Here is an 11803-nt window from a genome sequence, read left to right on the forward strand (position 1 = left end):
CTCGGACTGGGAGGAGGGATCGGCGCCCGACCGCAACGCGACAGGTGGCAGTCGCAGACTATGGACTGCTCCGCCCCTCTCTGGCCACCGTTCGATCGTCCCGATTCCCGGCAGTCGCCATGCGCCGGACGCCCGGCTCGCGCGATTCGCGGCGTCTTTCCGTATCGGAATGCTCAATCATAGATTGATATTTCTGAATGTATTGAATTCGCCAAATCCTGCGACCACCCCAGCCTACGGATTGTTTCATATCGATTATTTTCCAGACCACGGACAGCTTCGCGACATGCAGGGCTGACGTGCAGAAACAATCCAGCAAATAGACTCGCGTCCCGATTGCACCAGCGCGGTCGGCTTGGCATGCTCTCCGATGTCATCGTCGTCTGGTCGCGCGCTCCGCCGAGCCCGCGGCGCCGGACAGCGGCTTGGCCGGACAGCCGGGAGGGCTTCGGACAGGCCGATACATGGGATGTTGCGGGCCTCGTCCCGATTGCTGTTCCGGGACAGCGTCGGCGGCGGAGCCCGGTGTTCTTGTTGGGAGAAGATATCGTGCCGCGTCAAAATCGCCGGACCGCATTGCTCGCGTCGACGGCCCTGAGCATGGTCGCCCTCGCCTTTTCCGCTTCCGCCGTCCTGGCCGTGTCACCGTCGCTGGAGATCAGCGCGACGCCGGGCGAGACCTATGTGGTGTCCGGGAACGAGACCTGGGGGGCGGTGACCGTCGGCGCCCAGGCCGGCGAATCCGGGACCCTCAAGGTCGGCGCGGGGACCACCCTGGCCACTGACGGCGGCGCGGTGATCGGCGACGCCAGCGGGTCCGTCGGAACCGTCGTGGTCCGCGGCAGCGGCGCGAACTGGACCGACGTCGGCGCGGCGGTCGAAGTCGGACGGGAGGGGACCGGCGCGCTGTCGGTACTCAACGGCGGCACCGTCACGGTGACGAGCCTGGAGATTGCCTCTACGGGGGGAACGGGCAGCGTCGTCGTCTCCGGCAGCGGCAGCAAGCTGACCTCGATCCAGCACATGTCCATCGGCGTGTCGAATGGGACGCCGGGCTCGCTGGTCGTCGAAAAGGGCGCCAGCCTGGAGACGGTCGGCGGCTACGGCAGCGATGCCGGCGGCGGCCTCTATATCGGCGGCGGCGGCACCGTCACCATCCGCGATGCCGGCACCAGCGTCGTGATCGGATCGCGCCACAGCGGCACGCCCTCGGATTGGACGACGGCGGACGGCTGGTTCTATATCGGCGACGGCACCGCGACCCTGTCCAATGGCGCCTCGCTGGAATCGGACGGCGGTTACGTCTCCGGCACCCTCGCCGGCGGCTATGCCAAGATGACCGTCACCGGCGCCGGCACCACCTGGAATTCCGGCATCTCGCTCTATGTCGCCGGCAACGGCAACGGCAATGACGACGGCAACGGCGAATTGACCATTGCGGACGGCGCGCATGTGTCCGCCTCCGTCGTCGGGGTCGGCGTCGATGAGCGCTCGACCGGGACAATCCTGGTGACGGGCGCCGGCTCCCGGCTGAGCGCCGTCGCCAGCGGCACCTTCACGGGCAACTTCTATGTCGGCTCGGATGGCGACGGCACGCTGATCGTGCGCAACGGCGCCACGGTGACAACCGACAACCAGATCCGCATCGCCTACGGCGAAACCGCGACCGGGCTCCTGGTCATCGGCGCCAAGGAAAGCGAGGCCGCGGCCGGTGCCGGCAATATCGTTGCCGCTGGCGGCATCGCGTTCGGCGACGGCTCGGCCACCCTGGTCTTCAATCACACCAGCGACAACCTGATCTTCAACAACGTCCTGTCGGGTGCCAACGGCGCGATCCGCCAGATCGCCGGCGTCACCGACCTGACGGCGAACTCGCCCGACTTCGCGGGCTTCATGACGGTCGTCGGCGGCACTCTGAAGGTGAACGGCACCCTGTCCGCCGCCTCCGCCAACGTCTTCGGCGGCACCTTCGGTGGCAGCGGGACGATCGGAGCCCTGACCGTCCAATCCGGCGGCACCGTCGCCCCGGGCAATTCGATCGGTACGCTGCACGTCGCGGAGACCTTCACCCAATTGGCGGGCTCCACCTACCTCGCCGAGCTCTCCTCCGCGGGCCCTTCGGACCTGATCTCCGTCGGCGGCACGGCGACGCTCGGCGGGTCGGTCCGCGTCACGGGGGACAGCAGCTACCGGTTCGGCCAGAGCTTCACCATCCTGTCGGCGGACGACCTGAGCGGCACCTATGCCAGCGACACGGTCCGGCTCTCGGCCTTCGCCACCGGCACGCTCAGCTATGTCGACGACAGCGACGTGGTCCTGACCGTCTCCAAGTCGCGCAGCTTCGCGTCGGCGGGCAAGTCGGCCAACCAGCGCGCCGTCGCCACGGTCCTCGACGGCTTGCCGGTCGATTCCGAACTCGTCATTGCGGCCGCCCATCAGCAGACCGGCAAGGACGCCCGCGCCGCCTACGATTCGCTCTCGGGCGAGTTCAACGCCACGCTGGTCGGCCAGACCATCGAGGCCTCGCAGATCGTCCGCGACAGCATGACGGATCGCCTGCGTGCCGCCTTCGGTCTCGCCGGGGCCTCGCAAGGTCCGGTCGCGACACAGCTCTCCTATGGACCGGCGCCGAACGACCCGGCCGGCAAGGCGATCGCGGCGCCGACCACGCCCGGGCCTGCCGTCTGGACCCGGGCCTATGGCAACTGGCTGGATAGCCGGGGCAACGGCAATGCCGCGGGCGCCCGGCAGACGATCGGCGGGGTCCTGTTCGGCGCGGATGCCGCGCTGAACGATCCGTCGACCCGTATCGGCATGATGTTCGGCTATGGCCGCGGCTCGGTGTCGAGCACGGGCCGCAGTTCCAGTGCCACCACCGACGACTACCATGTCGGCGTCTATGGCGGCCAACAATGGGGAGCGCTCGGCCTGCGGCTGGGCGGTGCCCTGTCGCTGCGCGACGCGGATACCGAGCGGCATCTGAATTTCTCCGGCTTCTCGGAAGACACCAAGGGCCGGCAGCGCCTCATGACCTCTCAGGTCAATGCCGATCTCGGCTACAATATCCGCATGGGCTCGCTCGCCCTGGAACCCTTCGCGGCCGCCGCCTATGTCCGCGTCAACGGCCTGTCCGACCGGGAATCGGGATCTTCCGCCAAGCTGAACGTGCTCGACAACGATGCCGGGGTCGGCTTCTCCACCCTCGGCCTCCGGTTCGGGCAGGACTTCACTGCCGCCGGCCAGCCCTTGGCGGTGCGGGGTTCGGTGGCCTGGCGCCATGCCTTCGGCGACGTGACGCCCGGCGTGCGCCAGAGCTTCGGCAGCGGCTCGGCCTTCACGGTCACCGGCACGCCGATCGCCCGCAACACGCTGGTGGCCGAAGGCGGCGTGGACTTCCGGCTGGCCGGCGGTGCCACCCTCGGACTGACCACGACCGGCACTTTCGGCAGCGACACCCGGTCGCTGTCCGGCCGGGCCGATCTGCGCTGGTCCTTCTGACCCCGGGCCGGTCCCGCCCGGGATCGCCAGCGCCCTTCAATGCGCCCCGCTGCCGCCGCAGCGGGGCGTTCTTGTGTCCGGGATCGCCTATGGACCGCAAGCGGGCAGTCCCGCGCCTGCCTTCCGCCGGGCACTGCGTGGCGCTTGCGAAGCGTGGCGCCTGCAAAACGTAGCAGTGCGAACGGCCTATGCCGCGTCGGCCGATGCCAGCCCCTGGGACGCCAGCGCGGCCGCCTGGCGGCGGCCCATGGCGGCGCGGTCGAAGCCCTCGATCTGCTCGTTGAACAGCCGGTAGAAATTCAGTTCCGCATCGAGATGCAGGAACACGCCGCCGAGGCCGATGGCGGCGCGGTCCATGAACACGAATTCGCGCGGCACCGTCACCGGCCCGCGCGCCTTGAGCGCCTGCGCCACCCGCATGGCCTCGCGCCGGCCATACTCGGCCGGCGAGACGCCGTCGGCGATGCGGCGCACCCGGTCGGTCAGGAGCGGCCCGTAGATGAACCGCGCCCAGATGTTCAGGATGTCGATCAGTTCGGTGTCGAGGCCGCGGAAGCCCCAGCTCTCGTAGGCCGAGACGATCCGGTCGCGATCCTCGGCCATCAGCCCGCGATAGAGATCGATCACGCCCTCCACGAAGCGCGGCGGGAAGATGCGGATGCAGCCGTAGTCGAGCAGGTTGATGCCGGTCGGCGTCCCGTCGGCGTCGTCGAAGACCGTGTAGTTGCCGAGATGCGGATCGCCGTGGATCACGCCGAAATGGCTGAACGGATACCACCAGGCCTTGAACATGGCGGTCGCCAGGCGGTTGCGGGTGTCCTGGCCGGCGTCGCGATGGCTCAGGATCGGCCGGCCTTCGAGCCAATTCATGGTCAGGAGACGGCGGGTCGACAGGGCGGGAACCGGGACCGGCACGCGGATGTCCGGGTCGCCGGCGAAGATGCCAGCATAGAGGCCCATATGGCGGGCCTCGCGGGCATAGTCGAGTTCCTCGCGGATGCGCGCCGCGATCTCCTGGCGGATCTCGGTCGTGTCGATCGCCGGCCGCATCCGGGCATGCAGCGCGAAGATGACGCCGAGCTGCTTCAGGTCGGCCTCGACGGCCGATTCCATGTCGGGATACTGCAGCTTGACGGCAAGCCGCGCCCCGTCATGGCCGGTCGCGCGGTGCACCTGGCCGAGCGAGGCGGCATGGGCCGGCTGATGCTCGAATTCGGCGAACCGGCGTTCCCAGCCGAGCCCGAGTTCGGCGGTCATGCGCCGCTTGACGAAGGCCCAGCCCATGGCCGGCGCATCGGCCTGCAGGCGCATCAGTTCCGCCGCCCATTCGGGCGGGATCGCATCCGGAATGGTCGCCAGCAATTGGGCGACCTTCATCAGCGGCCCCTTCAACTGGCCGAGCGCGGCGGCAAGCAGTTCGCCCTCGCGCCGCAGGTCCGGATCGCCGCCGAACAGCCGCGCCCCGGCAATCCGCGCCGCCGCCGACCCGATCCCCGTGCCGACCCGCGCATAGCGCGACACGCGGCCCGTGAGGCGGTTCTTTTCATCGTCCTGAGATGAGGTCATCTGTTCCTGCTGAGTCCTCAGGCAGTGCACGTCCGCTTGATCGTCGCTGCCCCGTTGGTCGGCGGCGACGATCGCCCCGACCGGCATCATGGCCCGTCTACGGATTTCCCGCGCCATCGGACCGATTTCCGATCCAGCGGGCGAGACCGTCCTCCGAAACCGATCCGGCGGCGAGGTCCAACATGATCCGCGTCGCCTCGGTCTGCGGTGGCCGGAATATCGTGCCGTTCTTGCGCAGAAACAGCATCATGGTGACGAAGGCGGCCCGCTTGTTGCCATCGACGAAGGGATGGTTGCGTGCGATTCCGAAAGCATAGGCGGCCGCCAGAACGGCCAGCTCGCCACCTTCGTACTCCCACTTGTTGCGCGGACGCCCCAGAGCGGATTCGAGGGCACCCTCGTCCCGGATCCCCGCGGCACCGCCAAAGCGGTCGATCTGCTTCTCATGGAGGGCGAGAACCTCGGCCTTCTCTACCCAGCGCGGACCGAAACCGGCCTGTGGCCGTTCGCCGAAGCCGACCGCGACCGGCCCGGTCATTTGGCGAGCTCTTTCAGAGTATCCTTGTATTCGTCCATGATTTCGTCGACGAGCCGCATGCTCGCCTCGAACTCCGGATCGTAGGGCGTCAGGCGCAGCCCACCGTCGCCGTCCGCGACGGCGAAGACAACATCGCCGAGCTTCAGTCCCAGTTGAGCCAGAGCATCGCGCGGCAGGATCAGGCCCGTCGAATTGCCGATCTTCCTGATCTCCAACTTCATGGCTCGATACCCCGCTTCGGCGTTGTACGAAACGTATAACACGCCTGAGGGTTCGACACCATGGTCGACGTGAAGGTGCACGATCCTTCGGGGCCGCCCGCCCTACCGCGCCTGCCCGGCGATCCGCGCCAGTTCGCCGGCGACCAGATCCCGGTGCTCGTGCAGGTTCTTGTAGCGGAGTTGATCGGGGTCGAGGCTAAGGATCTGGTCGCGCAGCGAGGCGGCCAGCCGCGGACCGTCCGGGTTGCTCTCGAAGGCCGCGAAGGGATCGACCAGAATGCGGATGGTGAAGAGCACGTCGCCCGAGACCGGCAGCCGGCGCAGCGTCTGCCGTTCCACTCGGACGAAGGCGTCGCGGTCGCGCCCGAACCAGTCGCGCGGGCGCTCCTTGGTTTCCGGATGGTGCAGGACCGCGTCCGGATAGATCGACCAGTTCAGCCGCTCGACGATGACGCCGTCCTTGAGCCCGTCGAAGATGCGCTTCATGCGCACGGCGAGCCGCTCCTGGTAGCCCGGCACGTTGTGATGCAGCGCATCGAGCGAGACGCCGAAGCGCTCGGACAGCGACCAGGACGACGGGAAGCAGAGCGCAGCTGCGACCAGCCGGTAGCCGTCCGGACCGGCGGGCCGCATGATGACCAGATCGTCCTGCACGAGGCGCGCCGCGGTCATCAGCGGGGGCTCGCCGCCGGCCTCGATGCGCCGGCCGTCGTCGGCGATCACGATCCCGTCGCCCTCGCGCCGGAAGCGCTCCGGGTAGCGGCCGACGAGGAAGGCCGACACGCGCTCCAGCACCTCGGCCTGCGCCGCCTCGGTCCCGGCCTCGGCGCGGAAGACAAGATCGGCCTTGTCGCGCAGGAGCGCGTTCTTCTCGTCAAGCTCGGCGATCAGATGCTCGTCCGGCTCGAACCACCGGCCTTCGTCGATCGGGGCCAGGCCGATGGAGAAGGGCTGCTTGGAGCCGTCATAGGGCGTGCGGGCGAATTGCAGCATCGGTCGATCGGATCCAGCCGGGGTGCCTGCCGCAGGGTCCGGCAGGCCGACGCGCCGACCTTAGCGAGCCGTGCTGCACTGCACCAGGGGGCGATTCAGGTCCCAGCCCCTACTTTCCGGCAAGGCTGATCACCGGATCCTTGCGTTCCGCGCAGACCGGCCCCTTCAGTCCGGCAATCGGCTCGAGCCCTGCGAACAGGACGATCGCGACATAGCCGAGCGGATCGACCACCGAGAGGGCGCCGTCCTGGGCTCCGAGCGCGCCGATCTCGCGCGGCACGCCGGGCCGGGCGTCGCGGATCTGAATGTCGGCCGTCTCGCCGCGCCGCGCCGATTCGGTGCGCACGAAATCGACCGGCCGCGTGCCGGGACCGAACAGGCAGAGCCAACTCCAGTTGCCGTTGTTGAGCGAGGTGAAATCGATCCGGTCGGCCTTGACCTGCAAGGCCCCACGCAAGAAGGCCAAATGCGGCGGCGGCGGCACCTCGTTGCGTTCGTGCCACCAATAGAGTGCGGAGATCGCCACATTGGCGAGCACGAACCCGGCCAATACGCCGCCGACAAGCATCAGGACCTGGCGCATATGATCTCAGCCTCCCCCACCCGATTGCGGAGCCGACTGGCGCCGCATTGCGGTCAAGCCTCCATGGCTTCCAGTTCGCCGATCATCCGTTCGACCACGCCGAGGCCGAGGGACCAGAAGCCCGGATCGGAGGCATCGAGGCCGAAGGGGGCGAGCAGTTCCTTGTGATGCTTGGTGCCGCCGGCTTCCAGGAGGGCGAAATACTTGTCTTGGAAGCCCTCGGCGGCGTTCTCGTAGACCGCATAGAGCGAGTTCACGAGGCAGTCGCCGAACGCGTAGGCATAGACGTAGAAGGGCGAGTGGATGAAGTGCGGAATGTAGGTCCAGAAGGTCTCGTAGCCGGGGCCGAGGCGGATCGACGGGCCGAGGCTTTCCGCCTGCACCTCCATCCAGATCTCGCACAGCCGGTCGGCGGTCAATTCGCCCTCGCGCCGCTCGGTATGGACCTTGCGTTCGAAGGTGTAGAAGGCGATCTGGCGCACGACCGTGTTGAGCATGTCCTCGACCTTGGAGGCCAGCATGGCATGCTTCTGGGCCGGGCTCTCGGCCTTGGCGAGCAGCGCCTTGAAGGTCAGCATCTCGCCGAACACCGAGGCCGTCTCGGCCAGCGTCAGCGGCGTCGGCGCCATCAGCGCGCCATTCGGGCCGGCCAGCACCTGATGCACGCCGTGGCCGAGCTCGTGGGCGAGCGTCATCACGTCGCGCGTCTTGCCCTGGTAGTTGAGCAGCACATAGGGATGCGCCGAGGGCACGGTCGGATGCGCGAAGGCGCCCGGCGCCTTGCCGGGACGCACCGGCGCGTCGATCCAGCCGCGCTCGAAAAACCGCCCGGCGATCTCCGACATGCGCGGCGAGAAGCGCGAATAGGCGCCGAGCACGGTCTCGCGCGCCTCGCTCCACGGGATCGAGCGGGTGTCGGACTTCGGCAGCGGGGCGTTGCGGTCCCAGTGGTCGAGCTGGTCCTTGCCGAGCCACTTGGCCTTCAGCGCATAATAGCGGTGCGACAGCTGCGGGAAGGCGCTGCGCACGGCCGCCACCAGGGCATCGACCACCTCGCGCTCGACCCGGTTGGCGAGATGGCGCGAATCCGCGACATCGCTGAAGCCGCGCCAGCGGTCGGAGATTTCCTTGTCCTTGGCGAGCACGTTGGTGACCAGCGCGAAGGTGCGCAGGTTCGCCTTGAAGGTCTCCGCAAGCGCGTCGGAGGCCGCCTTGCGGCGGGATTCGTCCGGGTCCTGGAAGAGGTTCAGGGTCGGCTCGATCGCCAGTTCCTCGTCCTCGCCGGCGACGCGGAAGCGCAGGCTGGCGATGGTCTCGTCGAAGAGCCGGTTCCAGGCGCCGCGGCCGGTGGTCGACTTCTCGTGGAACAGCTGCTCGATCTGATCGGCGAGCTGGTGCGGCTTCTCCTTGCGGATGTCCTCGAGCCACGGCCGGTAGTGACGCAGGCCGGCATCTCCGTCGATCAGCGCATCCACGGTGGCATCGTCGAGACGGTTCAGCTCCAGTTCGAAGAAGATCAGGTGCGTCGAAGCCTGGGTGATCTTGTCCTGCAGGTCGGAATAGAACTTTGCCCGCTTCGGGTCGGTGGTATCGCCCGAATAGACAAGGCCCGCATAGGAGACGAGGCGGCCGAGCAGTTCCTGCAGCGCCTCATATTCGCGCAGCAGCTCGGCCAGCCGGTGGCCCGCCCCGGCCTCGGCGAGGCCGCCCAACTTGCCCTTGGCGTTCTCCTCGAAGGTCCTGCACCAGCCGAGCGCCTTGTCGAGATCGCCCTTCACCTCCGGCCCGTCCATCGACGGGTAGAGATCGGCAAGGTTCCATTCCGGCAACGCCCCGAGATCGGCGGCGGGCTTGCGTCCCCCCTCGATGGCAGGCGCAGCGCGGCAAGACCCGTTCTTCATGGCAACCCCGACCGAAATGACCGGCCGATCCCGTCGGCCTCGCCGGACTATATGGCCTTTCGCCGCCTCCCGATCAACGCCGACGGGCCGCTTCCCTGGCCAAGCGTTTGGAGGCCGGCGGAGACCACCCAGGCTCCGGCCGTTTGCAGTCCGTTGCAAAACGACCCGCCAAGGCAAACGAACCGTTAACTCTTCGCCCCCAGGATCGGTCCCGTTTCGAAACAGATTCCAGGGTCCCATGGCCGAGCGCATCCTCATCGTCGACGACGATCCCATCCAGCGGCGCCTGCTGGAGGAGGCCGTCCGCCGCCTCGGCCATACCTCGCGTAGCGTCGACAACGGCTTGGAGGCTCTGCACATTCTGACCGGACCCGAGGCCGCCGACATCTCCCTGGTCGTGCTCGATCTGGTCATGCCCGAACTCGACGGCATGTCGGTCCTGACCCGTCTCGGCAAGGCCGGCGTCAGCATCCCGGTCATCGTGCAGACCAGCCAGGGCGGCATCGACGTGGTCGTCTCGGCGATGCGGGCCGGCGCGGTCGACTTCGTGGTCAAGCCGGTCGGTCCGGAGCGCCTGCAGGTCTCGATCCAGAATGCGCTGAGGGTGGCGAGCCTCGAGGACGAGGTCGGCCGCATCCGGCGGGTCGAACAGGGAACCCTCGGCTTCTCCGACCTGGTCACCCGCAGCCCCGCCATGGCGCGCGTGCTGCGGCTCGGCGAGCGCGCCGCGGCCTCCAACATCCCGATCCTGATCGAGGGCGAATCGGGCGTCGGCAAGGAACTGATCGCCCGCGCCATCCAGGGCTCGTCCGACCGCCGCTCGAAGCCCTTCGTCACGGTCAATTGCGGCGCCATCCCGGAGAATCTCGTCGAGTCGATCCTGTTCGGCCACGAGAAGGGGTCCTTCACCGGCGCGCTGGAGCGGCATGCCGGCAAGTTTCAGGAGGCGCACGGCGGCACCCTGTTTCTCGACGAGGTCGGCGAACTGCCGGCCGACGTGCAGGTCAAGCTGCTGCGCGCGATCCAGGAGGGCGAGGTCGAGCCGGTCGGCGGGCGGCGCACCGTCAAGGTCGACTTCCGCCTGATCTCGGCGACCAACCGCAGCCTGCTCGACATGACCCGGCAGGGTCGGTTCCGCGAGGATCTGTATTATCGGCTCAACGTCTTCCCGGTCTGGGTGCCGCCCCTGCGCGAACGCAAGGAGGATATCCCGGATCTGGTCCGGCACTTCGTCGCCCGCTTCGCCGCGGAGGAGAAGAAGCGCCGGCTGGTCGGGGTGACGGCCGAGGCGATCGGCCTGCTGCAGCGCTACGACTGGCCCGGCAACATCCGGCAGTTGGAGAATGCGGTGTTCCGGGCCGTGGTGCTGGCCGACGACACCAGCCATCTCGGCATCGGCGAATTCCCGCAGATTGCCGCCCTGGTCGGCGAGCCGCGGATGCCGCCGATTCTCGGCGCGGCGGCGCCGCTTCGGGACGCCGCCGCCCCGAATCCGCCGTCCGAAAGCCCCGGTCACGTCATTTTGACTCATGCCCCCGCGCCGCCCGCCGCCCCCGTTCCGACGTCGGCCGGGACGGCCTCGCCGATGTCCGGATGGTCGCCGGCGCCGGGCGCCTTCTCGAGCGGAACCGGCCCGGCACCCTTCGGTTTTCTGCGCAGTCTCGACCAGAACGGGCATGTCCGCGACCTGGCCGCGATCGAAGCCGAAATGATCCGGATCGCGATCGAACACTATGGCGGTCGAATGTCAGAAGTCGCGCGGCGGCTGGGCATCGGGCGGTCGACCCTCTATCGCAAGCTCAAGGAATATGGTTTCGATGACACACCGGATGTCGAAGCGGCCGAGTGAAGCCGTGCCCCGGTGCGATGGCTGTTGAAAGGAATCACCGGCTCGGGTTTTTGCTGATGCCGGGGACATCCAAAAGTTTCGGTCCTCGTTCGGGAGCCAGGCATGATCCGCCGCTCGTGGTCGCATCTCTTCTCCGGTACCGCCCTCCTCCTGCTGCTCGCCGGGAGCGCGGCTGCGGAACTGACGGGCGTCGCCCCGGGTCAGACACCCGGCCCGGGCGTCGGCGTCGCGCCGGCCAATGATGCGCAGGACATCGCCGGCAGCTATCTCGACCGCGGCAATTACGAGGTCGTCGTCGGCAAGCGGGTCGTCAGCGCGAGCGAGGTCGACTGGGCCAACGTCAATCCGAATGCCGTCTCGGTGCGCCAGCGTCCGGGCGGCGGCAATGCGCTCGGCAACATCAAGTTCATGTTCCCGAACCAGCATTCCGTCTACCTGCACGACACCTCCTCGCGCGGCCTGTTCTCGCAGACCTACCGGGCGCTGTCGCATGGCTGCGTGCGCGTGCACGAGCCCTTCGCCTTCGCCGACGCGCTCCTCGCCGAGGAGCCGGGTGGGCTCGACGGCAAGCAGCTCAAGGGCATGATCGGCGGCGGCGAGAAGTATCTCTGGCTGAAGCGCAAGCTCGAGGTGCACCTCGCCTACTTCACGGCC

9 protein-coding genes are annotated in these 11803 nt (G+C 68.1%); 3 read left to right on the top strand and 6 right to left on the bottom strand.

Annotated features, from left to right (window positions below; all coding sequences use genetic code 11):
• The first annotated feature begins 549 nt into the window (after positions 1-549).
• On the top strand, positions 550-3498 hold the full coding sequence (locus tag ABB55_RS08215; RefSeq protein WP_160321195.1) for an autotransporter outer membrane beta-barrel domain-containing protein: 2949 nt from the start codon (positions 550-552) through the stop codon (positions 3496-3498).
• Between the two features lie 186 nt (positions 3499-3684).
• Here ABB55_RS08215 and ABB55_RS08220 read toward each other — a convergent pair whose 3' ends face one another.
• The 6 genes from ABB55_RS08220 to ABB55_RS08245 all read right to left on the bottom strand — a co-directional run bounded on the left by ABB55_RS08220 (position 3685) and on the right by ABB55_RS08245 (position 9300).
• Positions 3685-5064, bottom strand: a complete 1380-nt coding sequence (locus tag ABB55_RS08220; protein ID WP_054361912.1) for an ABC1 kinase family protein — start codon at positions 5062-5064, stop codon at positions 3685-3687.
• Between the two features lie 97 nt (positions 5065-5161).
• A complete protein-coding gene (locus tag ABB55_RS08225) occupies positions 5162-5602 on the bottom strand; it encodes a type II toxin-antitoxin system death-on-curing family toxin (protein ID WP_054358383.1) in 441 nt (146 codons plus the stop codon).
• Positions 5599-5823, bottom strand: a complete 225-nt coding sequence (locus ABB55_RS08230; RefSeq protein ID WP_054358384.1) for an AbrB/MazE/SpoVT family DNA-binding domain-containing protein — start codon at positions 5821-5823, stop codon at positions 5599-5601. The genes ABB55_RS08225 and ABB55_RS08230 overlap by 4 nt, the downstream gene beginning before the upstream one ends.
• Before the next feature lie 102 nt (positions 5824-5925).
• Positions 5926-6816, bottom strand: coding sequence for a heme-dependent oxidative N-demethylase family protein (locus ABB55_RS08235; protein ID WP_054358385.1), 891 nt, complete (start codon positions 6814-6816; stop codon positions 5926-5928).
• A gap of 109 nt (positions 6817-6925) precedes the next feature.
• Positions 6926-7399 (bottom strand): hypothetical protein, encoded by a 474-nt coding sequence (locus tag ABB55_RS08240; protein ID WP_054358386.1) that lies wholly within the window; start codon positions 7397-7399, stop codon positions 6926-6928.
• 53 nt (positions 7400-7452) lie between these two features.
• The gene (locus ABB55_RS08245) at positions 7453-9300 is read right to left on the bottom strand and encodes a M3 family oligoendopeptidase (protein WP_054358387.1); all 1848 of its coding nucleotides are present in this window, start codon (positions 9298-9300) and stop codon (positions 7453-7455) included.
• Between the two features lie 238 nt (positions 9301-9538).
• Here ABB55_RS08245 and ABB55_RS08250 point away from each other — a divergent pair, with 238 nt between their 5' ends.
• On the top strand, positions 9539-11149 hold the full coding sequence (locus tag ABB55_RS08250; protein WP_054358388.1) for a sigma-54-dependent transcriptional regulator: 1611 nt from the start codon (positions 9539-9541) through the stop codon (positions 11147-11149).
• Positions 11150-11251: 102 nt separating this feature from the next.
• The coding region (locus ABB55_RS31265; RefSeq protein WP_152982243.1) for a L,D-transpeptidase family protein at positions 11252-11803 on the top strand (552 nt) is incomplete at its 3' end.

The sequence above is a fragment of the Prosthecodimorpha hirschii genome, from assembly GCF_001305515.1.
GTDB lineage: Bacteria > Pseudomonadota > Alphaproteobacteria > Rhizobiales > Ancalomicrobiaceae > Prosthecodimorpha > Prosthecodimorpha hirschii.

Bases quoted from the DNA above. Each gene is read 5' to 3' on its own strand.
- ABB55_RS08250 (WP_054358388.1), top strand. From the start codon at position 9,539: ATGGCCGAGCGCATCCTCATCGTCGACGACGATCCCATCCAGCGGCGC.
- ABB55_RS08220 (WP_054361912.1), bottom strand. From the start codon at position 5,064: ATGACCTCATCTCAGGACGATGAAAAGAACCGCCTCACGGGCCGCGTG.
- ABB55_RS08230 (WP_054358384.1), bottom strand. From the start codon at position 5,823: ATGAAGTTGGAGATCAGGAAGATCGGCAATTCGACGGGCCTGATCCTG.
- ABB55_RS08240 (WP_054358386.1), bottom strand. From the start codon at position 7,399: ATGCGCCAGGTCCTGATGCTTGTCGGCGGCGTATTGGCCGGGTTCGTG.
- ABB55_RS08235 (WP_054358385.1), bottom strand. From the start codon at position 6,816: ATGCTGCAATTCGCCCGCACGCCCTATGACGGCTCCAAGCAGCCCTTC.
- ABB55_RS08245 (WP_054358387.1), bottom strand. From the start codon at position 9,300: ATGAAGAACGGGTCTTGCCGCGCTGCGCCTGCCATCGAGGGGGGACGC.
- ABB55_RS08225 (WP_054358383.1), bottom strand. From the start codon at position 5,602: ATGACCGGGCCGGTCGCGGTCGGCTTCGGCGAACGGCCACAGGCCGGT.